We start from the raw sequence: 22,103 nt of genomic DNA, 5'->3' as shown, positions 1-22,103 counted from the left end.
ATGAAACAGATATCAGAAGAACTCTCTGCGCGTTTAGCGTCAGAGACACCAACGCTATGCTTGTGCTGGAGGTTAACCCGCCGCGATGGGCTGGTGATTGGGGTAAGCGATCACGATCAGGCGCTGGAGATGGCGGGGGTTTCCTATTCGCCGGGCGCGGCAGTAGAGGCGGGTAAGTTCACGCAAAGCGCGGATCTAAAGCCCGGGCGCGGGGCAGCGGGTGGCGTTCTGTCGAGTGAAGCGATTACCGAAGAAGACTTATCTGCAGGGCTTTGGGATGGCGCGCGCGTAGATGTGTTCCGCGTCGATTGGACTGCGCCAGAGCTGGGCGGCGTTTCAGTCTGGTCGGGTTATTTAAGTGAGCTGTCGCATGGGGCGCATGGCGGGTTTGAAGCTGAGCTTGTCTCCCTGAAGGCGGATTTGGAGCGCCCGGTGGGAAGAGTTCTGCAGCGCCAGTGTGATGCGGTGCTGGGGGATGAGCGCTGTGGAATCGCAGCGCTGGGGCGGACCTGTGACAAGCGATTTGAAATGTGCCGGGATGTGTTTGCGAACACGGAAAACTTCCGCGGCTTTCCGCACATGCCAGGAACCGATTTCGTGCTCTCAGGCCCCGCCGCAGATCGTAATGATGGGGGGAAGCGATAATGCGGGAGGATATTGTCAAGGCTGCGCGGGGCTGGATTGGGACGCCGTATCGTCATCAGGCGAGCCGCAAAGGTGTGGGGACAGATTGTCTGGGCTTGTTGCGCGGGGTCTGGCGCGAAGTGATCGGGCCGGAACCGGAACACCCGCCACCATACTCACCGGACTGGGCCGAGGCGTTGGGGCAGGAAACTTTGCTGGAAACAGCGCAGCGGCATATGGTTGAGATTGCGCCGGGGCAGGCAGTGGCGGGCGATGTTTTGCTGTTCCGAATGGGGCTGGGCATGCCAGCCAAGCATTGCGCGATTGTTTCCGGACCGGGTCGGATCATTCATGCTTACTGGGGCCGTAGCGTCTGTGAGACCCGGCTTGTCCCATGGTGGCAGCGGCGTATTGCGGCCGCTTTTGCGTTTCCGGAAACGGCAGCTCACAGGGCTGACACGGCAGCGTGAAGACAGGTGATTGGCATTTGTTTGAGGGATTTCATAGGTGAGGCTTGCGCCAAGTGTTGGCGAGCCGAATTTTACTGTCAGGAGATCCCAAATGTCTTACTATAAATCTGCAACCGCTGCGATTCTCGTCGCTCTGGCGGGGGCTGGTGTTTGTGCACCGAGCTTTGCGCAAGCCGCCCCGGTTCAGCCTGTTTCTATCGAACGGGTTCAAGACTTGCCCGGTGGTGACTTTGTGAAGAAGTCCAAGAAACTGAAAGGCAGCTATGAAGTGGTTCAGCGTGGGGCCAAGACGTTCATCGTGTTCAGCGATGACTTTCGTGCGGCGAACGGCCCAGACCTGAAAATCTTTCTGTCCCCGAAAAGTGTTTCGGCCGCGACAGGTAAGAATGCCACAGAAGGCGCTTTGAATATTGGTAAGTTGAAATCAACCAAAGGTGTTCAGGAATATGAGGTCCCTGCTGGTGTGAACCTTGCTGATTATGGCAGCGTTCTGGTTCACTGCGAGGCTTACTCAGTGCTTTGGGGCGGTAGCAACCTTTAGTCCTTAATACTTAGATTTTGTAACTTTTTGATAGCCGGTCACCCTTTGGGTGGCCGGTTTTCTTTTGGGGGGTAAACATGGCAGAAATTGCGCTGACACAAGCTGGGGCCGCCTTAGGCTCTACGCTCTTGCCTAATGGGCTGAGCATTCTCGGTCAGACGATTTCAGGGGCAGCAATAGGTCGGTTCGCGGGTTCACTGGCCGGGCGCGCAATTGATGCCTCCTTAGCCCCGCCGCTTGAAGGTCCGCGCGTGAAATCCCTGCATGTGATGGAAAGCCGGGAAGGAGCTGGGCTGCCAACAGTTTACGGGCGCTACCGCGTTGGTGGGCAAGTGATCTGGGCCTCGCGGTTTCGAGAGAAACGTGAGGAACGCAGCGGCGGCAAGGGTGGACCAAGATATACTGAGTATTCCTATACGGTGAGCTTTGCCGTAGCGCTCTGCGAAGGTCCGATTACGCGGGTTGATCGTATTTGGGCGAATAATGAGCCATTGGCTTTGAATGATGTCACCTGGCGTCTCTATCAGGGGCATGAGGATCAGGTGCCGGATCCGCTCATTGAGGCAATTGAGGGTAGCGGGCAAGCCCCGGCCTATCGCGGGGTCGCCTATATCGTATTTGAAGATTTGCCATTGGAAGCGTTTGGCAATCGCCTGCCGCAACTGTCTTTTGAAGTAGTTCGGGCCGGGGAGGGCCATGTGTCCACGCTGCGGGATGTGGTTCGCGGCGTGAACATTATTCCCGCCTCAGGTGAGTTTGTTTATGGCACGCAGGTTGTGCGCGAGCGGCGCTTTCCAGGAATTGAGCGCGCGCTGAATATGAATAATGGCGATGGACGCAGTGATTTCTCTGTCTCAGTTGATCAGCTCAAAGCAGACCTGCCAAGGGTCTCTACAGCGGCCCTTACGGTCGCTTGGTTCGGCACGGATACACGGGCAGGTGTGTGTCAGCTCAAACCGGGTGTGGAAACCTATGAGCGCGGGACTGTGCCCTATGCCTGGCAGGTTGATGGTATTGTACGCGGCGCGGCGCACCTGATCTCAAAAGATGAGAATGGTAATGCCGTCTACGGTGGGACACCTGCCGATACCTGTGTCCTAGAAGGGATCGCGGCGCTGCACGCGGCGGGCATTGCTGTGACCCTGTCACCTTTCATCCTGATGGATAGCGCAGGGTTTCCATGGCGGGGACGGATCACTGCCGAAGCAGACGGTACGAGCGCAGCCAGAGCGGAGATTGAAGCTCTGGTTGGCCTTGATGGCGGGTTTGGGTTTCGTCATTTTATTCTGCACCATGCCCGTCTTGCGCAGCGTGCTGCCGAGCAAGGCACACCGATTGAGTCGTTCCTGCTGGGATCAGAGCTTGTTGGCCTGACGCGTGTGCGGGACAATCAGGGGCGGTTTCCTTTCGTTGAGGCTTTGGTCGATCTCGCACAGGAAGTGCGCGAGATTGTCGGCCCGGCGGTCAAAATCTCCTATGCGGCGGACTGGACCGAGTATGGCGCTTATGTCCCCCAAGATGGCAGTAGTGATGTCCTGTTTCCACTGGACGCGTTGTGGGCTTCTCCGCATATCGATTTTGTTGGGGTAGATTGGTATCCGCCAGCCGGAGACTGGCGGGATGGTGATGGTCATCTCGACGCAATCGCTGGCTATCAGGACGCGGATGATGCCGCCTATCTCGTGGCAAACATGGCTGGTGGGGAAGGCTATGACTGGTATTATGCCAATACGTCCGACCGTGATAATCAGGTCCGCACGCCGATTATCGATACCGGATATGGCGAGCATTGGGTGTTTCGCCCCAAGGACTTGATCGGGTGGTGGCAGAATGCTCATTTTGAGCGCCCGGATGGCGCGCGAGCACCGGTCTCTACCGCATGGGTGCCAGCCTCCAAGCCCGTACGTCTGATTGAGATCGGGTTTCCGGCTGTTGATCGCGGTGGCAATGGTCCGAATGTCTTTTACGATCCCAAGAGCAGCGAGAGTGCCTTTCCGCCGTATTCGCATGGTCAGCGCGATGATCTCTATCAAAGACGTGCCTTGGAAGCCGCGCTTGGGTTTTGGCAGGCGCAGGGCTGTGTGGAGCAAGCCTTGGTCTGGGCTTGGGACGGGCGCCCGTTTCCGTATTGGCCAAATCTAACACCGATCTGGAGCGATGGACCAAACTGGCAGTATGGACACTGGCTCAATGGGCGAACGGGTCTGATCTCATTGGACGAGATTGTTGAGGACCTTGCGCGCCGAGCTGGGGTTTCCGTCGATACGTCTGCACTTGCAGGATTTGTCGATGGTTATGCTTTGGAAGGGGTGAGTGATCTACGGACCGCGTTGGCGCCGCTGGAGGCAGCATTTGCTATTCAAGCAATTGAACGCGATGGCATTCTGACGTTTCGACAAGGCCGAACGCGCCTGCAAATACTTGATCTGTCGGAGGTCGTTGAAGGTAGCTTACAGTTCGAGCGCCAGCTTTTGGATAAACGACCCGGTCGTCTGGTTGTGACCTATATCAATGGCGAAGGCGGCTATGATGCGAGTACGGCAGAGGCACGTTCGGATAAAGGCGACCGTGATTATACCATCCGGCTGAGTTTGCCGGTGGTGCTGGGGGGTGCCCGCGCGCGTGACCTCGCCGGACGATTGCTGAGTGAAGCTCTCCTCTCCGAAAACGGGCAAGTCTCTCTGGGGCCTGCTGGGCTTAAGTGTGAGCCGGGCGATCGCCTGCAGATTGATGGTGTTGTCTGGTCCATAGATACGGTTCGCGATGTCGGATTACGCCGAGATGTTGGGTTCGTACCTATGCGTGGGGGAGATATTTTGAGAGCCGTTGAGCCTCCCAGTGGTGGAGAGTCGGCTCAAGTACGCGCCGAACCGGAAATGGTTGTGATTGATGCCGTGCCCGGGGAAGGGCCATTTGTTGGGGTTACGGCACGGCCATGGGGGCGGCGAATCCGAGTATTTGCAGGACCTGATGTTTCGAACCTTTCTGAACGGGCGGTATTTGATGCGCCAATTGCAATGGGTCAGCTCGTGGCACCTTTACAGGGAGGACCTATCGGGCGTTGGGATAAAGCCAACGACCTTGTCGTTGAGGTACCCGGCGCTGATTTATCGTCTGTGACACGCTTAGCTGCTCTGGCCGGGGCAAACCGGATGTTTGTCGAAGGACATGATCGGTGGGAGCTGATCGCTTTTAGTCATGCAGAGCTCATAGGTGAGAATGTCTGGCGGTTGTCTGATTTGCTACGCGGACAGTCCGGAACAAGGTCGCTAGTGGCCATGCCTGGTGCACGAGTCGTGCTCGCAGATTCAAGGCTGCAGCAGGTGGTACTCGAAGATCAGGAGGTTGGCCTCAATCTGACCTGGCGGGCAAATGATGCGGCCCCATTTGTCTTTACCTATGAGGCGCGTGGCAACCTGCCGCTTCCTGTCGCGCATGTCAGACGTGACAGGAATAAGATCAGCTGGACGCGGCGTGGTCGGGATGTGTCTGATAACTGGCTGCTGCCAGACGCCGTTAATACGGGGAATTACCTGATTGAGTGGCTTGATGGTGATACTATCCTGCAAGCTTCTGAAACGCAGCAGGCACATATTCCTATCCAGAATGGTGCAAACGGAGTTCGTATTGCACAGCGCGGTGCTGATGGTCGTATTGGTCCATGGGTTTCCATTTCCCTGAATGCTCCCTAAGTCTGTCTCAATTGTAGATTTTGGATGGCTTGACCTGTGCGCGACCCGTATAAGATTCTTGGTGTGAGCAAGAGTGCGAGCAGTGATGAAATTCGCCGCGCCTATCGCCGCAAGGCCAAAGAGCTTCATCCTGACCTGCACCCTAATGACGAGGCCAAGGCCAATGAGTTCAAGGCCGTTTCATCAGCGTTCGAGATCATCGGCGATGAGGCCAAGCGCAAACAGTTTGACCGTGGCGAAATCGATGCAGAGGGTAATCCCAGAGGATTCGCCGGTGCCGGAGGTGGCTTTGGTGGAGGGCACCATAGTGGCGCGGGCGGCTTTCAGGGGGATCCGTTCGAAGATATTCTGTCAGGCATGTTTGGCGGGGGGCGCCGTCGTCCAGGGCCGCGCAAAGGGGCTGATCTGCGGTATCGCGTTGAAATCGCCTTTGAGGATGCGGTGCTCGGCGCAAAGCGCGATATGACCATGGCGGATGGCCGCACGCTCACGGTTGCGATTCCAGCCGGGATTGAAACAGGCAAAACGCTACGCCTGAAAAGTCAGGGGCAGCGTTCGGCCTATGGTGGACCACCCGGTGATGCTCTGCTTGAAATTGTTGTGCGTGATAGCAAAGTCTGGACCCGTGATGGGGCAGACTTGCGTATGGCGGTCGGCGTTCCCCTGCAAACCATGGTGCTCGGCGGCAGTGTTGAGGTCACGACTCCTGCGGGTTCTGTGACTCTTAAAGTGCCTGAAGGCTCGAATACCGGGGCGACTTTACGCCTGCGTGGCAAGGGGGTGCAGTTGCCCGGAAAGGCTGGGCATTTGTACGCGCGGCTTGAGGCGGTAATTGAGAATCTCAAGGATGAGGCTCTTCGAGACTGGGCCAAAGGCATGGTAAGGTGACTGTAAGTCTTCAGCCTTATTCAGAAAGCATTCAGCGCGTCTGGCCCATACCCGTTTCAAGATGAAAAAGATTGTCGCCCTTCTGGCCTTCGGGGCCTTCGCTTTAACAGCGACCCCTGCGCATGCGCAGGGCCAGTGGGGCAATTCGTTTACGCCGGATGAAGCGCGCGATGCCCGAAATAAGGGTGATGTGAAACCGTTATCCGAAATTTTTCGCCAGTTGCGCCGGGCTCATGGTGGCTATCAAGTGGATGCAGAATTGTTCAATCGTAATGGCCGACAGGTCTATATTATTGATTGGGTAACCGAGAACGGTCGCCGTGTGCAATTCACCGTCGATGCTAAAACTGGACGAATCCTCAGTTCAAAGTAGAGTTATAGATATGCGAATACTTGTTGTTGAAGATGAAGCTGATCTGCGCCGCCAACTGGCGGATGCATTGACCCATGCCGGCTATGCCGTCGATCTTGCTGCCGATGGGGAGGATGGTCACTTTTTGGGCGATACCGAGCCTTATGATGCGGTGATCCTGGACCTTGGCTTGCCCAAGATGGATGGCGTTACTGTGCTGGAGCGCTGGCGTGAAGACGGTAAGACCTTCCCGGTTATGATCCTGACGGCCCGTGATCGCTGGAGCGAAAAAGTCTCTGGTTTTGATGCGGGCGCGGATGATTATGTCACCAAGCCCTTCTATACAGAAGAAGTGCTCGCGCGCCTTCGGGCCTTGTTGCGCCGTGCTTCCGGACATGCGGTCGCAGCGATTGAAGCAGGGTCCTTGCGCCTTGATACACGGGCCGCCCGCGCCACGGTAAATGGTGAGCCGATCAAGCTGACCGCGCATGAGTATAAAGTGCTGTCTTATCTCATCCACCACCAGGGCCGGGTCGTCCCGCGCACCGAGCTGGTGGAGCATATTTATGATCAAGACTTCGACCGTGATTCCAATACGATCGAAGTGTTTATCGGGCGCCTGCGCAAAAAGATTGGAACAGATCGTATTCAGACCGAGCGGGGTCTTGGCTATCGTCTGGTTGTTCCGGAGGAAGAGCGCACCGGCGTGATTGGCTAGCTTTGATCGCGCGATCGCCGTAAGCCCAAGGCCATGAGCGAATCGTCTCCAACTTTACGTGAACGTTTTGGCAGGCTGTCTCTTGCGCGGCGCCTGCTGATTGGTGCGCTTTTGTGGAGTTTGATCGTTGTTGCCGGCGGTGTGGTCACAATCACAGCAGTCTATCGTGCTGAAGCGATCAACCTTCTTGATGATGAGCTTGATACAACACTGATCACGCTGTCCCGCGCGGTTGATCCTCTTGATGATGGTACCGGGCGTGTGCAGGATATCGAAGATAAACGCCCGCCCGATCCGCGGTTTGAAACCCCGCTTTCGGGGCGGTATTGGGCGATCATTGCGACCGATGAGAATGGCAATCCTGGGGCTGACATTCGCTCACGCAGTGTCTGGGATGGGAACATACCGATTTCTGAACCCTTAGCGCGGGCTGCATTGGCACAGCCCGGGTTAATTGTTCGGGGAACTGAACAAGGCCCCGCTGAGGAGCCTGTCCGTGTGGCATTACAAGCGCTTATCTTTCCGGACCGGGCAACACCCATCCTTTTTATGGCGTCTGCCGATATATCTGCCTCAAATGAAGGGGCGAATAGACTCGGAACAATTCTCGTTGTCGCCATGCTTACCCTTGCTGGGGGAACGTTGGTCGCGATGGCGCTGGCGTTGCGGCTTGCGCTTCGCCCGCTGGATCGCGTGCAGGCCGATATTACGGATGTCAGGGCTGGCCGTTTGGCGTCCTTGACCGGCGATTATCCGTCTGAAGTGCAGCCCCTTACAGAAGAGTTGAACAAGTTGCTGGAGCATAATCGCTCAGTTGTGGATCGCGCCCGCACCCATGTTGGCAATCTCGCGCATGCCCTCAAGACGCCTTTGGCGGTCCTGCGCAACGAAGCGACTGGAAAGGAGCAGCTTGATGATGTCGTCCGCCGACAAACCCTGCATATGCAAACCAATGTTGAGCATTATCTCAAGCGGGCACAGGCCGCCGCGCGGGCTGAAACCCTGAATGCTCGTACCCCACTTGAGCCATCGGTTGAGCGCCTTGTTCGGACATTCTCAAAACTATTCGGTCATGAGGGAAAAACGATTAGCGCCCAGAATATTCCCTCCGTACATCTCCGCATTGAACAGCAGGATTTAGAAGAGATGCTGGGAAACTTGATGGAAAATGCCTGCAAATGGGCAAAATCACGCATCGACGTTTCCGCGCGCTCAGGAGAGAACGGCCTCATGGAAATCTATATTGATGATGATGGTCCGGGGTTGCCCCTTGAGCAACGTGAAAAAGCGATCAAGCGAGGGGTGCGCCTTGATGAGACCGCCCCGGGAACGGGGCTCGGTTTATCGATTGTTGCCGACATTGCGGATATGAATAGCGGTCGTTTGACCTTGTCAGACAGCCCGATTGGAGGGTTGCGCGCGACCATCAGCTTGAGGCAGGTGGCATGACTTTCAAGGACCATATCCTGATCGCTGTTCTGATTGCGATTGCCGCAGGCTTTTACTTCTGGCTTGGGCGGCCGGGTATGCCAGAGCAGCCCTTTGCAGAGCGGGCTGCAGAAATCGCAGCGGCAGACCCATCTACTTTGTCCCCCGATGAGTTACTGGCCCGGCTTCAGGCTGTGGCCCAAGAGCGACCGACAGAGCCTGAGCCACACTATCATATCGCCGTATTGCTGCGAACGACAGGACGTCCGGAAGATGCGGTTCGTGCGTTTCAGTCTGCCTTGCGACGTGATGATCGCCATGTGCCGTCTCTGGTTGCGCTTGCTGATCTTCTGACAGTGGAGAATCAGGGCGAGATTGGGGAAATGGCGACCCAGCTTTATGAGCGTGCCTGGCGTCTGGATGCAACACAGGTCCGGTCCGGCTTTATGGCTGGCCTTGAAGCCTATCGTGCGGGGCGTGATGATGAGGCTAACGCCCGTTGGCAGGCGATTGAAGAGCAGCTTGCAGCAGATGATCCTAAACGTGGTATGCTGGCGGCCATGATTTCCGCTGCTGAGGAAGAGCGTCTCACGCAGGAAGAGACTCCGTAATTGCCGCAGTTCCCGGTGATAAAAAGACGATTATAGGCATTGTTATGAGAGCACGTACGAAACGATTATATGGAGTAGGCTTGGCGGGCGTTCTTGTCGTCGCTGCGGCCACTTTGGCAGCGTTTGCCCTGCGCCAGCATGCGGACCTGTTCTATACACCGCAGCTTTTGGTGGAGCGCGGTATGCCTGAAGCTGAGCAGCGCATCCGCATTGGCGGGTTCGTTGAAGAGGGGTCTTTGACTTATGGCGAGGGGGCAGAAATCCTGTTCACCATCGTTGATGGGTCGGGGGCTTCGGTCGATGTCAGCTATGTTGGCATAGTCCCGGATCTTTTCCGGGAAGGCGAAGGCGTTGTGGCGACAGGCCGTTTTGGGGCAGGTGAAACAACTTTCGGAGCCGAGCAAATTCTGGCCAAGCATGATGAAACCTATGAGCCGCGCGAGTTACGCGATCTTGAGCGCGGTGAAGGCGCATACAGCCCGACAACATGATTGAACTTGGTCATTTTCTCGCCTTTCTGGCGATGACAGTCAGCGGAGGGCTGGCTTATGCGGGGCTACGTGGACAGCGCGCAATGGCGGGCAAACTGGCAATTGCTGGTTTTGTCCTCATGGCGATCTCGTTTCTGATTCTGATCCGGTCCTTTCTGATCTCCGATTTCTCGGTTCAGCTGGTTGCGATCAACTCCCATACGGAGAAGCCTTTAATCTATAAGTTTGCGGGGACATGGGGGAACCATGAAGGCTCCATGGCGCTTTGGTGTCTGGTGATGTTCGGCTTTGCTGCCGCCGGGGCCTGGATCATGCGAACCGGGCGCGATGTCTTCGAGGCACGAACGCTTGGGTTGCAAGGTCTGTTGACGCTTGGCGCAATGGCTTACCTGCTGTTTGCGTCGTCGCCCTATATACGCTTGGATAATCCGCCCTTGCAGGGCTCGGATCTGAACCCGCTTCTGCAAGACCCCGCACTCGCGGCACATCCGCCGATGCTGTATCTCGGCTATGTCGGATACTCCTTTGTATTTGCGCTTGCGGCCGCTGGTTTGATGGAAGGTCGAATAGACCGGCAATGGGCCAAAACCGCCCGGCTCTGGGCGATGGCGGCATTCGTTCCACTTACAGCGGGCATCGCGCTTGGCTCCTATTGGGCTTACTATGAACTCGGCTGGGGCGGCTGGTGGTTCTGGGACCCGGTTGAGAATGCCAGCCTGATGCCTTGGCTGGTTGGTGCCGCTTTCCTGCACAGTGTTGTCGTTACCGAGAAGCGTGACAGCTTCCGGGCGTGGACAGTCCTGTTAGCGGTGATGGCTTTCTGTTTCTCCATCCTTGGAGCTTTCTTGGTCCGCTCGGGTCTGTTGACCAGCGTGCATGCCTTTGCTGTCGATCCGGAACGCGGGACTCTGCTATTGATTGGCCTGTTGGCTTATGGCGGGTTCGCCCTCACCTTGTTTGCGATCCGTGCGCCAAGCTTGAAGGGCGGCGCTGAGCACATGTTGATCAGCCGTGAGGGCGCATTGATGGGGAACAACCTCGTTTTTGCGGTGGCGACGTTGACGGTCCTGCTCGGGACGATGTTCCCGTTGATTGCAGAGGCTGCCGGCGAAGTCATGTCGGTGGGGGAACCATATTTCAACCTGACCTTCACACCGATCATGGCCTTGGCCTTGATCACTTTGCCGGTGGTGCAGGCATGGGCGTGGGGCAAGGCTGATTTGCGCAATCTGTGGAAATGGGCGGCTGCTTTCATCGGTATTGTGGCTGTCTTCTGGCTCATAGGGGTTGGTCCACTTGAGATTTCGCTCCTGGCAGGCTTCGGGTTTGGTCTGGGCGTGTGGTTGATTGGCGGGGCGGCCTGGGAAATTTGGCGCCGTGCCAAGACCCTACAGCGTTTGCCGAAATTGCCCGGCCGTGTCTGGGGCATGACCCTGACGCATGCCGGACTTGGCGTCTTCATTCTTGGGGCGGTTGGTGAGACCAGCCTGCGCCAGCATCAAACCCTGGCCCTGGAAGAGGGGCAGTCGCTTCGCATGGCGGGATGGACGATCACACTGGATGATGTTCAGGCGGTCGAGGGCCCCAATTGGTACGCTGACCGGGCTTTCCTGACGGCGACGCGCGGCGGTACAACAGCCAGCCTGAGCCCGGAGAAGCGGATTTATCCGGCTGCAAGAATGCCCACAACAGAGACCGCGATTTACAGTTCAGGTCTGTCAGATCTTTATGTCGCACTGGGCGAGAGCCGCCGTGCAGACGGGGTCACCCGCTGGACCTTCGAAGTGTTCAAGAAGCCGCTGGTCGATCTGATCTATTGGGGCGTGATCCTGATGTCTATTGGCGGGCTTCTGTGCTTCATGCCGGGGCGCAAATCGGCTAAGAGAGAGACATGATCAAAGCCGCGCTCTTCTCTTTGATGCTGGCGATGCAGGGCACGCAGCCTTTGGACGACCCAAAGGAAGAGGCCCGCGCGCAAGACTTGATGCGCGAAATTCGCTGTGTCGCCTGTGAGAATGAGCCGGTCAGCCAATCGGGATCAGACATTGCCCGTGATATGCGTGCACGCATCCGGACGCTGGTGGCCGAAGGCAAGACAGACGAAGAAATCCGCGACTGGTTCGTCGCGCGCTATGGCGAATTTGTTTTGTTTCGCCCTGATTCAGAGGGCGTAACGGGTAAGCTCCTTTGGGGGCTGCCGTTTGCGCTCTTGCTGGTTGGCGGTGGATTGCTCTTCATGCGCAGTCAGGCTGGCCGACAGGCGGCTGTCGATCCGATCGATCCTGAAGAAGCATAAGACATATATCGCTTGCACACGTCTGCGTGATTGGCACAGCCTGCAAAATATCCCTATCTCTTTGCCGATAGAGATAGGGAGCCGCATATGGCGAGCGAGAAAGTTACTTTTCCAAACAGAAATGGTTTAAGCCTCTCGGGGGTTTTGGAAACGCCAGCCGATAATTTGCGGGGCTGGGCGGTGTTTGCGCATTGTTTTACCTGCTCTAAGACAGGCCTCGCTGCGAGCCGGATTACACGCAGTCTGGCCTCCCGTGGTATCGGGATTTTACGCTTTGACTTTACCGGCCTCGGAGAAAGCGACGGTGATTTCTCCGGAACCGGGTTCTCCACCAATGTTCAGGACCTCATCGATGCGGTCGCCTGGATGAGCGATGAAGGGCGTCCGGTGACTTTGATGATCGGTCACTCGCTTGGCGGCGCCGCGAGCGTTGTCGCTGCAAACCAACTCCCTGACGTCAAAGCGGTTGTGACTCTTGGGGCCCCATCGGATGCCGATCGCGTCATCAATCAGTTTTCCGATCATGTTCCCGATATTGAGGCAAAGGGCGAAAAACAGGTCGATCTTGCGGGACGTCCTTTTGTGCTCCGCAAGTCTTTCCTTGAGGACGTGCGCGGCGCCAACGTGCGTGAGGCGGCCGCGAACTTGAAGCGCCCTCTATTGGTGATGCACTCCCCCATTGATGAGACGGTTAGTATTGATAATGCGACCAATCTCTTCCTTGCTGCCAAACATCCGAAAAGTTTTGTCAGCCTGGATCAGGCGGATCACTTGATCACAAAGCGCGATGATGCCGACTACGCAGCGGGCGTGATCGCGGGTTGGGCAAGCAGCTATATGGCCCATCCCGAACCTCCGAAGACACCGCTGTCGACAGGACATGGTGAGGTCACGGTGCGTGAAACCCGTCAGGCTGGCCCATACCAGAATGAAGTCATCATCGGCCCACGGCGCTTCCTGTCTGATGAGCCTGTCAGTGTTGGCGGCAATGATAGTGGGCCTGACCCTTATGCCCTTGTCACGGCTGGGCTGGGTGCATGTACATCCATGACTCTGCGTATGTATGCCGCGCGCAAGAAATGGCCGCTGGATCGCGTAACCGTTCATCTCTTCCATAACAAAGTTCACTCTGAAGACTGCATTGATTGCAAGCCTACGGACCGCATTGATCTGTTCACGCGCGAGATTGAAATTGAGGGCGATTTGGATGCTGAACAGCGTCAGAAGCTAGTTGAAATTGCCGATAAATGCCCAGTGCACCGGACACTGGAGCGTGATGCGCAGGTTGAGACAAGGCTTGCTCCGAATCCGGCTTAATGATCTTTAATGACAAACAATCACATTTGAGGCGTAATAATATACTCAAATAGGACTTTCACGGTTCGACGGAAGAAAGAGAACACTATGAAACTATTGGGAATTTCGCGCGGTGCGCTATTGGCAGGACTGATCGGAGCAGGCGCTATGGGTAGCTTGGTCATGGGTCCGCAATTGCTGCAGGCAGATGCGCGCCCCATTACGGTTCAGGCCCCGGCTGGTGCCCCTGTCAGCTTTGCAGACCTGATTGAACAGGTCAGCCCGGCGGTTGTTTCCGTCAATGTCGTTTCTGAGCAGGAAGTTAGCGACCTGTCTGAACTTGAACGCTTCTTCGACCGTTTCCGTAACGGTCCAGCGCCTGAAGGTCAGGAAGACGAAGACGAAGGCCCAACCCGTGAGGCACGCTCACTTGGCTCTGGGTTCTTTATTTCCGGTGATGGCTACATCGTCACCAATAATCATGTGATTGAGGGCGCAACCCAGATTGAGGTTGTCCTGGAAGATGGCCGCGAGCTTGAGGCTGAATTGGTCGGTGCCGATGCGGCGACCGATCTGGCGGTTCTGAAGGTTGATGAGTCGGGCACCTTCCCACACGTGAGCTTTGGCAATTCATCCGCTCTGCGCCGCGGCGACTGGGTTGTTGCTGTTGGTAACCCGTTTGGCCTTGGCGGTACGGCGACCGCCGGGATTGTCTCTGCGGTGGGTGAACCGGGTGATCGTGGCCGCTCCAGCACCTATACCGATTATCTGCAGATTGATGCCGCGATTAACCGGGGGAATTCCGGTGGGCCGACATTTGATCTTTATGGTCAGGTTGTCGGGGTCAACACAGCCATCTATTCCCCGACTGGCGGGTCTGTTGGCATTGGCTTTGCGATCACGTCTGACCAAGCCAAAATGATTACTGATGTGCTCATTGAGAAGGGCAAAGTCTCGCGCGGCTGGCTTGGGGTCACCATTCAGGATGTTACCGAGGATATGGCCGAAGCCCGCGGTTTGGTGTCCGCTGAAGGCGCGATTGTTGCTGACCTTGCGGCTAAAGGACCTGCCAAGGCGTCTGGTATCCAGCGCGGGGATATCATCGTTGAGGTCAATGGCACCAAAGTCTCTGATGCCACATCGACAACTCGTGTCGTCGGCGCGCTGCTGGCGGGATCCAAGAATGATTTCGTTGTGTTGCGGGATGGTGGACGTGTGAATGTTTCTGTCACCGTGGGTGAGCGCCCGGATGATCTTGATACGAGTTTCTCAACTGGCGACAATGATCGTCCGGATAGCGAAAGCGATTCACAAGAAGCCCCACTGGGGCTGGTTCTGAGTGAGTTGGATGGCGATGTTCGCGACGATATGGATATGGATGCCGACGAGCCTGGCATGATTATCGTTGATCTTGAGCGTGACAGCCCCTTGCGAGAGATTGGTCTTCGCCCCGGCATGGTCATTCTGGACGTCAACGGTAAACCGCTAACTTCGGTTGAGGTGCTTGAGGATGAAATCTCAGCGACGCTGAACCGTGGCCGCGATAAAGTCCTGATGGCCGTACGCAGTGGTCAGCGGACCCTGTTTGTGACCGTCGATATTGCTGAAACTGAATAGAACGGAGCGGCCAATGCGTGTCCTGGTTATAGAAGATGACCGCGAACAAGCGGGCTTCATCAAGAAAGTGCTCGGCGATGCCGGGCACGATGTTGAGACCGCTGAAGACGGCGAGGGCGGCTTGGTTCGCGCCCGCGAGAGCGAGTTCGATGCTCTGGTCGTAGACCGGATGCTCCCGGAAAAGCCTGGCCTGCAACTGGTTGAAGAATATCGCAATGGTGGCGGAACCACGCCAGCTTTGTTCCTCTCAGCACTCTCTGACGTGGACAATCGCGTTGAGGGGTTGAAGGCCGGTGCTGATGACTATCTCGCCAAGCCCTTCGCTCCAGAAGAGCTGATTGCCAGGGTTGAGGCCCTTGGGCGCCGCCAGAATACAGGTGAGCCACCGGTAACCAAGCTGAAAGTCGGTGATCTGGAAATGGATCTCCTGTCACGCAAAGTCATGCGTGGTGAGACCAAGATCGATCTACAGCCACGTGAGTTCAAACTGCTCGAATATCTGATGCGTCATGCTGGACAGACCGTAACTCGGACCATGTTGCTCGAAGGCGTTTGGAACTATCACTTTGACCCTCAGACCAATGTGATTGATGTTCATATCTCACGCTTGCGCGCCAAGATTGATAAAGAATTCGACAGTCAGTTGTTGCAGACTGTGCGTGGGGCGGGTTACTGCCTGCAGGCATGAAGCCTGGTCCCTTTGCATTTCTGCGCACAACGAGCTTCCGGCTCGCGCTAATCTATGCCTTGGTCTTCGCGGTCTTTTCGGCCGCGTTGATGGCTTATGTTTACCAATCGACGGTTGGTGGCCTGCGGACCGAGGCGAAGTCACAGCTTGAGGCTGAACTTCGTTCCCTGGCTGTGGCTTACAATACAGGCGGGCAAGCGCGGCTTGAAATGGCCGTGCGGGAACGCTCTATCGTTCGTGTTCGCAATTTCACCTACCAGTTCGAAACCGGGGATGGCGTCAAGATTGTTGGGGATATGTCGGCCATGCCTGTTCCGGCACCAACGCTGCCGGGCGCGGTCGACGCGGTCACTTTTGAGATTGAAGGCCGACGCCCAAGTGGCGAGAGCTCGATCATTCAGATTGAAGGCCGGATCGTCCGCCTTTCTAATCGGAGTGTCCTGCTTGTTGGGATTGAGATGAGTGACCGTCTCGCGGTGGTAAACAAGATCACGCAGGCAATCTTTATTGCTGGCCCTGTCGGCATTCTGTTGGCGTTGCTTGGGGGCTTTGTCTCTTCGCGCTATGCCGCGCGCCGTGCTGAAGCCCTGTCCAGAACCGCCAGCGCTGTGATGGCGGGGGATCTTTCCCAACGCGTTCCAGTTATTGGCACAGATGACGAGTTTGATCGCCTCGCCGATATGGTCAACGCGATGTTGGCCAAGATTGAGAACCTGATGGCGGCAACCCGCCATGCCGGGGATGCCATTGCGCATGACTTACGGTCGCCGCTCTCTCGATTGCGTAATCGGCTGGAGGACAGCCTGCGTGGGCCGATGGATGAGATGACGGCGCGCGATACCCTTGGCGAAACGGTTGAGCAGGTTGATCAGGTGCTGGCCACTTTTAACGCCATCCTGAACCTCTCACGCGTGCGGTCCACGGGAGAGGAATATCTTACACCCCTGGATGTCAGCGAGCTTACAACCGAGATCGCTGATCTGTTTGAGCCAGCGTGCGAAGATGCGGGCTTGTCTTTTGAGGCACAGATCGCGCCAGACCTGACCGCTAAAGCTGACCGGGCGCTGCTGGCGCAAGCCGTTTCCAACCTGATCGACAATGCCATCAAGTATACGCCCTCAGGCGGAGATATCAGCGTCAATGTTACGGGCGATAAGACAGGTATTGCCATCATGGTCAGCGATAGTGGGCCGGGTATTCCTGAAGCCGATCGTGAGCGGGTCAAGGATCGGTTCGTACGGCTAGATGAGGCGCGCACCCAAACAGGCTCTGGCCTTGGACTGGCACTGGTTGATGCGGTCGCTGGCTTGCATGGTGGCGCGCTCGAACTGGAAGCAGCCTATCCGGATGAAACGCCGCCAGGTCTGAAAGCCACCTTGCGCTTGAAGGCGGCATGATGAGCGGGCAGGGGGCATGGGTGAAGCCGATAGGCAGTCTGGCGCAGACCGTTGAGGCAATTAAAATCCACGCGCCTTATCTCACCCGTTTGCTTGACCGGGAAACGCTTACAGAATCAGACATTACACAACCGTATCTAACGGGCCTGCTGCAAACCTGTCTGCAGGCCCCGCAGCCGGACCTGATCGCTGGGGATACACCAACCTTGATGCGCACGCTTCGGGAGGATAAAGCGCGCCTCCATCTGGCTTTGGCTCTAAGCGATCTCTCTGGGGAGCTGAGTCAGGGCGAAGTGACTGAATGGCTCAGTCGCTTTGCTGACCGCTGCTGCGAGGCTGCGTTGTCACATGCCCTGCAAAAGTCAGGGTGTGGCCCTGACGGCCTTACCCTGTTTGCCCTCGGCAAAATGGGGGCGTTTGAGCTCAATTATTCCAGCGATATCGACATGGCCGCCTTCTATGACGGCGAGGCTTTTGACGGCGGTGATCGCGATGCAGCTGAGGCCGCAAGCCGCGCTGTACGCGAAGCCATGCGTATCCTCTCTGAGCGCACACCTGAAGGCTATGTTTTTCGGACCGATTTACGTTTGCGCCCGGACCCAAGTTCGACCCCTCTGGCCGTTTCGACACGGCGAGCAGAGCTCTATTATGAAAGCGTAGGCCAGAACTGGGAGCGTATGGTCTGGATCAAAGGCCGCCCTTCGGCTGGTGACATGGCCTTGGGCAACGCATTTCTGAAGACACTCGAGCCATTTGTCTGGCGGCGCCATCTTGATTACTGGGCGTTGGCCGATGTGCAGGCGATCAAGTCGATGATCAATGCCAAGGCTGGGGAGCGGGAGCTGGCCGATCCATCAGCGGACCTTAAACTTGGCCCTGGCGGGATTCGTGAGATCGAGTTCTTTGTCCAAACCCAGCAAGTTATTCTGGGAGGGCGAAACCCCAGTTTGCGGGTGCGCGGTACTTTGCAAGGACTGGAAGCGCTTGTCGCGCTGGGTGTGGTGGAAAAAGCCGTCGCAGATGATCTCGCGGTCGCCTATGACACTCTGCGCAATGTTGAGCATCGCATTCAGATGCTGGATGATCAGCAAACCCACAGCCTGCCCAGTTTTGATAATCGCCGCGCTGCGGTTGCGGCGCTATGCGGCTATAGTGAGCTGGCAGCGTTTGACGCGGCCATTTTGGAAACCCGCCGTCTCGTGCATCGCCATTATAATGCGCTGTTCGCGGATGAGGCGCGCAAGCGACAAGCTGCCGTAGAGGGTAATCTCGTTTTCACGGGCGTCGATGATGATCCTGGTACGGTAGAGACGATTACGGGGCTTGGTTTCTCCAACGCCTCACACATTATCGAAACGGTCCGCAATTGGCACCGAGGGCACACGCCCGCAACGCGTACGACCAGAGGACGTGAGTTGCTGACGGCGTTATTGCCAGACCTGCTGGCGGCAATGGGGCGGACGGGCGGTGCTGACGAAGCGTTTCGCCGTTTCTCCCGGTTCTTTGAGGGGTTGCGCTCCGGGGTTCAAACGCTCTCCATGCTTGTGGCGCAGCCTGATCTGATGGAGGACCTCGTCACGACGCTGGCCCTGGCACCGCGTATTGGCGGAGAGTTGTCGCGTCGACCCGGCCTGCTTGAGGCATTGCTCTCGGTCAGTGATCGCAAAGAGGCGCCTGTCCTGACCGATGAGACCGACTTTGAAACTGCGATGGAGCTGGTCAGGCGTTGGCACGGTGAGCGGGCTTTCATCATTGGGCATCGCCTGCTCCACGGCAAACTGGCGGCGCGGGATGCAGCTTCTGAATATAGTGATCTTGCCGATATGACGGTTCGGCTGATGGCGGGTGCGGCGGAACGCGAAACGATCCGCCGCTATGGCCCAGCGCCGGGGAAATGGATCGTCGCTGGGCTTGGCAAGTTTGGCGGGCAGGAAATGACCGCTGGCTCAGACCTCGATTTGCTCGTCATTTATGATGCATCAGAGCCTGATGAAGCCCAGACTTGGTTTACCCGGTTTACTCAGCGCCTGATCACGGCGCTGTCGGCAGAGACCGGGGAGGGGGCCTTATATGAGGTCGATATGCGCCTGCGCCCATCCGGACGGGCCGGTCCTGTTGCGACCTCGCTGACCTCCTTCAATCGCTACCATGGTGAAAGCGCCTGGACTTGGGAACATATGGCGCTGACCCGTTTGCGGGCCGTTGCCGGCGATACCGCTTTGGGCCAGCAGGTCGAAGCTGATGCCGCCCGACACGTTGTTCTCGGAGGTGAAGCAGAGGCCCGCACCACGGATATCCTCGACATGCGCAATCGTCTCTACCGGGAAAAGCCACCGGAAGGGGACTGGGATCTGAAAATGCGGGCAGGGGGACTGGTCGATATTGAGTTCATCATCCAGCATGCGCTTTTGACCAGTGGCGTCGAGATTGGTCTCCCTTTGTCTCTTTCCAGCGCCCTTAAAACCCTCTCTGATACCCCCGCGATGACCTCCGCAGATGCCCTATGTCTCCGTCAGGCTCATGGTTTTTTGAGCGCTTTGCAGCAGGTGCAGCGCGTTGCTGTTGGGGCCAAGCTGGAGGCTGAAACCCTTTCAGAGGGCCTCAAAGACCGTTTATGTCGTGCAACGGGGTGTGAAAACTTTTCTCTTCTAAAACAGAGGCTTGAGGGCCACTTAGAGACAGTTTCTGTACTTTTCTGCAAAAAAGTAGGCGTTCCAGCGCCGGAATCCACGCGCTAAGCCGTTTTATGATCAGGTTTGAATGGAAAGGACCTGATCAAATGAAAAAAACAATTATAACAACAGTTTGTGCAGCCTCCCTCATCGGTGCAATTGCTTTTACAGCCTCTGCCCAGCTTCGTGGCCCCGGCATGCGGATGCCAGCTCTGGAAGAGGTTGATACCAACGGCGATGGAAACATCAGCAAAACCGAACTCGAAGCGCACAAGGCAAACCGCTTCGCCGCAGCCGACACAAGTGGTGATGGCCTTGTTTCTTTTGAGGAATTTGAAGCGCATGCCCTAGCCGAGAAAGCCAAACGTGAAGCCCAGCGCCGTGAGCGCCGCTTTGCCCGTCTCGATGCGAATGGTGATGGCTATGTCAGTGCTGAGGAGCACGCTGCTGCAGATGATGAGCGCATGGCACGCCGGTTTGAGCGCGTAGATACGAATGGCGATGGAATGATTTCCGCTGAAGAGCGCGAAGCAGCCAAAGCCAAGAGAAAAGAGCGCCGCATGAAACGCTGGGGCGACAAATAGTAAGTCGCCTTGCGTAAACGGGCTGTGGCGGTTGTTTCTCCCCCTCCTCTCGCCACAGCCCATGAATCCTTTAAACAGAACTGGTGGCCAGCATCAGCGACCTTGATCAGATTACCAAAGCGGCTGCGGGTGACCGGGGTGCACAAGCTGCGCTGGTCAATCGGCATATGGATATGATTTTTCGCGTTGCCTATCGGATGCTTGGTGATCAGGCCGAAGCCGAGGATGTCACACAGGAGACCTTCCTGCGCGCATGGAAAATCCTGCCAGATTGGCAACCCAAGGCAAAATTCTCGACATGGGCCTGTACTGTCGCTCTGAACCTATGTCGGGACCGCCTTCGCAAGAAACGGCCCATTCTTATGGATACGCCACCAGAGCGTGTCGATATGGCCCTGAGGCCGGATGAACGGCTCGCTTCGGCCCAAGCGATTATGGGTATTGAGGCACATATCGCAGCCTTGCCGGAGCGACAAAAAGAAGCCCTGACCCTTTCGGCGCTAGAAGGGTTAGGCAACAAACAAGCTGCAGAGGTCATGGATATCACAGTTCATGCCCTTGAAAGCCTTCTGGGGCGGGCTCGACGGACACTTCGTGCCGCTTTGATGGAACAAGAGAGTAAGGACTAGAGCAATGGCCAAGGCCGCTATCACAATCGAACGGGTGATCGAGCTCATCTCGGCTTATGGGGCAGAGCCGGGCGGCTGGCCGGAAGACGAGCGTGAAGCGGCAGAGGCTCTTTTGCGTGAAGAGCCGGACCAGTTTGAGGTGGCTTTGGTAGAAGCGCGCGCACTCGACCGTTTACTTGATTTGGAAGCTCTACCGGAACCATCATCGAACTTGGCTGAGCGTATACTCGTTGCAGCGCCGACGACGGCTTCTGTAAGAGGCACACGGCTAAATTGGTTACAGCGTTTGCTTCCTGGTCATATACGGTTACCCGCAGGCGCCGCCTTGGCGAGCTTGGGTGTTGGTCTGGTTGCCGGGTATAGTTATGCCAGTGATATCGGTTTTGATGCCTATCTTGAAGCAGATGATGGCAACTATACGTTGGCTGTTGAGGACAGTTTTGAAGGCTGGTTGGGTACAGGAGAGCAGACAAGATGAGTGATTCCGCAAAGCCTCGCTTGCCAATCATTTTGATGATTTCTCTGGTCCTGAATGGCTTGCTGATCGGTTTGCTGGTTGGCGGCGGATTGTCCAAGCAAGGGCAAACTTCGCCGCAAGTGGGTGCTGAGCGGGCCTTGGTTCGCGGCTTAGAGCGGGCTGCGCCTGAGCCTGAACGCGCTGAAATTCGTCAAGCCATGCGCCAGGCTTTTGCAGCCTCGCGGGCTGAGCGACGCCTTGTTCGCCGTGCGCGACAGGACTTGCGGCGTGCAGTCGTGGCTGACCCTTATGATGTTGAAGCGGTCGATACAGCACTCAAGGCAGTACAAGAGGCTGAAACGCTGGCACGCGCTAAATTACAGGCCGAACTTGCCCAGCAGCTGGGGCGCCTAACCCCTGAGCAACGCGAAATGATCATGCGAGATATGGGGCGTAGAGGGGCAAGACATCATAAACGTGGCCCGCGTCCTGAGCGTCCACCAGGCCCTCCACAGGAATAACTGGTAATGGCACTTGCCAAACGTTGCCACGTGTCGCATATCGCACGCCTTGGATGGGCGATTAGCTCAGTTGGTAGAGCATCTCGTTTACACCGAGAGGGTCAGCGGTTCGAGCCCGTTATCGCCCACCA

21 protein-coding genes and 1 tRNA gene are annotated in these 22,103 nt (G+C 56.7%); all 22 read left to right on the top strand.

Going from position 1 to position 22,103, the window contains the following annotated elements; all coding sequences use genetic code 11:
- Complete coding sequence (locus tag RYZ27_RS08185) at positions 1-645, top strand: DUF2163 domain-containing protein (RefSeq protein WP_406679004.1); 645 nt, start codon at positions 1-3, stop codon at positions 643-645.
- Positions 645-1,094: an NlpC/P60 family protein gene (locus RYZ27_RS08180; RefSeq protein ID WP_406679003.1), complete on the top strand. Its 450-nt coding sequence runs from the start codon at positions 645-647 to the stop codon at positions 1,092-1,094. The genes RYZ27_RS08185 and RYZ27_RS08180 overlap by 1 nt, the downstream gene beginning before the upstream one ends.
- Before the next feature lie 91 nt (positions 1,095-1,185).
- Positions 1,186-1,635 carry a DM13 domain-containing protein gene (locus RYZ27_RS08175; RefSeq protein WP_406679002.1) on the top strand — a complete coding sequence of 150 codons (450 nt, stop codon included), beginning with the start codon at positions 1,186-1,188 and terminating at the stop codon, positions 1,633-1,635.
- A 77-nt stretch (positions 1,636-1,712) separates the two neighbouring features.
- A complete protein-coding gene (locus RYZ27_RS08170) occupies positions 1,713-5,327 on the top strand; it encodes a glycoside hydrolase/phage tail family protein (protein WP_406679001.1) in 3,615 nt (1,204 codons plus the stop codon).
- A gap of 36 nt (positions 5,328-5,363) precedes the next feature.
- Positions 5,364-6,215 carry a DnaJ C-terminal domain-containing protein gene (locus RYZ27_RS08165; protein ID WP_406679000.1) on the top strand — a complete coding sequence of 284 codons (852 nt, stop codon included), beginning with the start codon at positions 5,364-5,366 and terminating at the stop codon, positions 6,213-6,215.
- 61 nt (positions 6,216-6,276) lie between these two features.
- The gene (locus RYZ27_RS08160; protein ID WP_406678999.1) at positions 6,277-6,588 is read left to right on the top strand and encodes a PepSY domain-containing protein; all 312 of its coding nucleotides are present in this window, start codon (positions 6,277-6,279) and stop codon (positions 6,586-6,588) included.
- A gap of 10 nt (positions 6,589-6,598) precedes the next feature.
- Positions 6,599-7,285 carry a response regulator transcription factor gene (locus RYZ27_RS08155; RefSeq protein ID WP_406678998.1) on the top strand — a complete coding sequence of 229 codons (687 nt, stop codon included), beginning with the start codon at positions 6,599-6,601 and terminating at the stop codon, positions 7,283-7,285.
- 33 nt (positions 7,286-7,318) lie between these two features.
- Positions 7,319-8,734 (top strand): sensor histidine kinase, encoded by a 1,416-nt coding sequence (locus RYZ27_RS08150; RefSeq protein WP_406678997.1) that lies wholly within the window; start codon positions 7,319-7,321, stop codon positions 8,732-8,734.
- A complete protein-coding gene (locus tag RYZ27_RS08145; RefSeq protein ID WP_406678996.1) occupies positions 8,731-9,324 on the top strand; it encodes a tetratricopeptide repeat protein in 594 nt (197 codons plus the stop codon). The genes RYZ27_RS08150 and RYZ27_RS08145 overlap by 4 nt, the downstream gene beginning before the upstream one ends.
- 80 nt (positions 9,325-9,404) lie before the next feature.
- Positions 9,405-9,815: a cytochrome c maturation protein CcmE gene (locus tag RYZ27_RS08140; protein ID WP_406678995.1), complete on the top strand. Its 411-nt coding sequence runs from the start codon at positions 9,405-9,407 to the stop codon at positions 9,813-9,815.
- Positions 9,812-11,710 (top strand): heme lyase CcmF/NrfE family subunit, encoded by a 1,899-nt coding sequence (locus RYZ27_RS08135; protein ID WP_406678994.1) that lies wholly within the window; start codon positions 9,812-9,814, stop codon positions 11,708-11,710. The genes RYZ27_RS08140 and RYZ27_RS08135 overlap by 4 nt, the downstream gene beginning before the upstream one ends.
- Positions 11,707-12,111 carry a cytochrome c-type biogenesis protein gene (locus RYZ27_RS08130; protein WP_406678993.1) on the top strand — a complete coding sequence of 135 codons (405 nt, stop codon included), beginning with the start codon at positions 11,707-11,709 and terminating at the stop codon, positions 12,109-12,111. Before RYZ27_RS08135 ends, RYZ27_RS08130 begins: the two co-directional genes overlap by 4 nt.
- Positions 12,112-12,198: 87 nt before the next feature.
- Entirely contained in the window at positions 12,199-13,428 is a 1,230-nt protein-coding gene (locus tag RYZ27_RS08125; RefSeq protein ID WP_406678992.1) for a bifunctional alpha/beta hydrolase/OsmC family protein, read from the top strand.
- 87 nt (positions 13,429-13,515) lie between these two features.
- Positions 13,516-15,024, top strand: a complete 1,509-nt coding sequence (locus RYZ27_RS08120) for a Do family serine endopeptidase (protein WP_406678991.1) — start codon at positions 13,516-13,518, stop codon at positions 15,022-15,024.
- Between the two features lie 13 nt (positions 15,025-15,037).
- Positions 15,038-15,712, top strand: coding sequence for a response regulator transcription factor (locus RYZ27_RS08115; protein WP_406678990.1), 675 nt, complete (start codon positions 15,038-15,040; stop codon positions 15,710-15,712).
- The gene (locus tag RYZ27_RS08110) at positions 15,709-17,109 is read left to right on the top strand and encodes an ATP-binding protein (protein ID WP_406678989.1); all 1,401 of its coding nucleotides are present in this window, start codon (positions 15,709-15,711) and stop codon (positions 17,107-17,109) included. Before RYZ27_RS08115 ends, RYZ27_RS08110 begins: the two co-directional genes overlap by 4 nt.
- The gene (locus RYZ27_RS08105) at positions 17,109-19,847 is read left to right on the top strand and encodes a bifunctional [glutamine synthetase] adenylyltransferase/[glutamine synthetase]-adenylyl-L-tyrosine phosphorylase (protein WP_406678988.1); all 2,739 of its coding nucleotides are present in this window, start codon (positions 17,109-17,111) and stop codon (positions 19,845-19,847) included. The genes RYZ27_RS08110 and RYZ27_RS08105 overlap by 1 nt, the downstream gene beginning before the upstream one ends.
- Positions 19,848-19,888: 41 nt before the next feature.
- A complete protein-coding gene (locus RYZ27_RS08100) occupies positions 19,889-20,365 on the top strand; it encodes an EF-hand domain-containing protein (RefSeq protein ID WP_406678987.1) in 477 nt (158 codons plus the stop codon).
- Between the two features lie 83 nt (positions 20,366-20,448).
- A complete protein-coding gene (locus RYZ27_RS08095; RefSeq protein WP_406678986.1) occupies positions 20,449-20,994 on the top strand; it encodes a sigma-70 family RNA polymerase sigma factor in 546 nt (181 codons plus the stop codon).
- A gap of 4 nt (positions 20,995-20,998) precedes the next feature.
- Complete coding sequence (locus RYZ27_RS08090) at positions 20,999-21,472, top strand: hypothetical protein (RefSeq protein WP_406678985.1); 474 nt, start codon at positions 20,999-21,001, stop codon at positions 21,470-21,472.
- Entirely contained in the window at positions 21,469-21,972 is a 504-nt protein-coding gene (locus RYZ27_RS08085) for a periplasmic heavy metal sensor (protein ID WP_406678984.1), read from the top strand. The genes RYZ27_RS08090 and RYZ27_RS08085 overlap by 4 nt, the downstream gene beginning before the upstream one ends.
- 55 nt (positions 21,973-22,027) lie before the next feature.
- A tRNA-Val gene (locus RYZ27_RS08080) sits at positions 22,028-22,103 on the top strand.

Origin of the sequence: Hyphomonas sp. FCG-A18 (assembly GCF_045287255.1) — a bacterium.
GTDB lineage: Bacteria > Pseudomonadota > Alphaproteobacteria > Caulobacterales > Hyphomonadaceae > Henriciella.
Note: the sequence above shows the minus strand (reverse complement) of the source record. Positions and strands in the feature narration are given on the sequence as shown.

What these genes read in the sequence shown, in the direction of transcription:
- RYZ27_RS08090 (WP_406678985.1), top strand. Translation starts at nt 20,999, where the DNA reads ATGGCCAAGGCCGCTATCACAATCGAACGGGTGATCGAGCTCATCTCG.
- RYZ27_RS08100 (WP_406678987.1), top strand. Translation starts at nt 19,889, where the DNA reads ATGAAAAAAACAATTATAACAACAGTTTGTGCAGCCTCCCTCATCGGT.
- RYZ27_RS08115 (WP_406678990.1), top strand. Translation starts at nt 15,038, where the DNA reads ATGCGTGTCCTGGTTATAGAAGATGACCGCGAACAAGCGGGCTTCATC.
- RYZ27_RS08160 (WP_406678999.1), top strand. Translation starts at nt 6,277, where the DNA reads ATGAAAAAGATTGTCGCCCTTCTGGCCTTCGGGGCCTTCGCTTTAACA.
- RYZ27_RS08180 (WP_406679003.1), top strand. Translation starts at nt 645, where the DNA reads ATGCGGGAGGATATTGTCAAGGCTGCGCGGGGCTGGATTGGGACGCCG.
- RYZ27_RS08085 (WP_406678984.1), top strand. Translation starts at nt 21,469, where the DNA reads ATGAGTGATTCCGCAAAGCCTCGCTTGCCAATCATTTTGATGATTTCT.
- RYZ27_RS08130 (WP_406678993.1), top strand. Translation starts at nt 11,707, where the DNA reads ATGATCAAAGCCGCGCTCTTCTCTTTGATGCTGGCGATGCAGGGCACG.
- RYZ27_RS08105 (WP_406678988.1), top strand. Translation starts at nt 17,109, where the DNA reads ATGAGCGGGCAGGGGGCATGGGTGAAGCCGATAGGCAGTCTGGCGCAG.
- RYZ27_RS08155 (WP_406678998.1), top strand. Translation starts at nt 6,599, where the DNA reads ATGCGAATACTTGTTGTTGAAGATGAAGCTGATCTGCGCCGCCAACTG.
- RYZ27_RS08170 (WP_406679001.1), top strand. Translation starts at nt 1,713, where the DNA reads ATGGCAGAAATTGCGCTGACACAAGCTGGGGCCGCCTTAGGCTCTACG.
- RYZ27_RS08125 (WP_406678992.1), top strand. Translation starts at nt 12,199, where the DNA reads ATGGCGAGCGAGAAAGTTACTTTTCCAAACAGAAATGGTTTAAGCCTC.
- RYZ27_RS08120 (WP_406678991.1), top strand. Translation starts at nt 13,516, where the DNA reads ATGAAACTATTGGGAATTTCGCGCGGTGCGCTATTGGCAGGACTGATC.
- RYZ27_RS08145 (WP_406678996.1), top strand. Translation starts at nt 8,731, where the DNA reads ATGACTTTCAAGGACCATATCCTGATCGCTGTTCTGATTGCGATTGCC.
- RYZ27_RS08135 (WP_406678994.1), top strand. Translation starts at nt 9,812, where the DNA reads ATGATTGAACTTGGTCATTTTCTCGCCTTTCTGGCGATGACAGTCAGC.
- RYZ27_RS08110 (WP_406678989.1), top strand. Translation starts at nt 15,709, where the DNA reads ATGAAGCCTGGTCCCTTTGCATTTCTGCGCACAACGAGCTTCCGGCTC.
- RYZ27_RS08185 (WP_406679004.1), top strand. Translation starts at nt 1, where the DNA reads ATGAAACAGATATCAGAAGAACTCTCTGCGCGTTTAGCGTCAGAGACA.
- RYZ27_RS08175 (WP_406679002.1), top strand. Translation starts at nt 1,186, where the DNA reads ATGTCTTACTATAAATCTGCAACCGCTGCGATTCTCGTCGCTCTGGCG.
- RYZ27_RS08150 (WP_406678997.1), top strand. Translation starts at nt 7,319, where the DNA reads ATGAGCGAATCGTCTCCAACTTTACGTGAACGTTTTGGCAGGCTGTCT.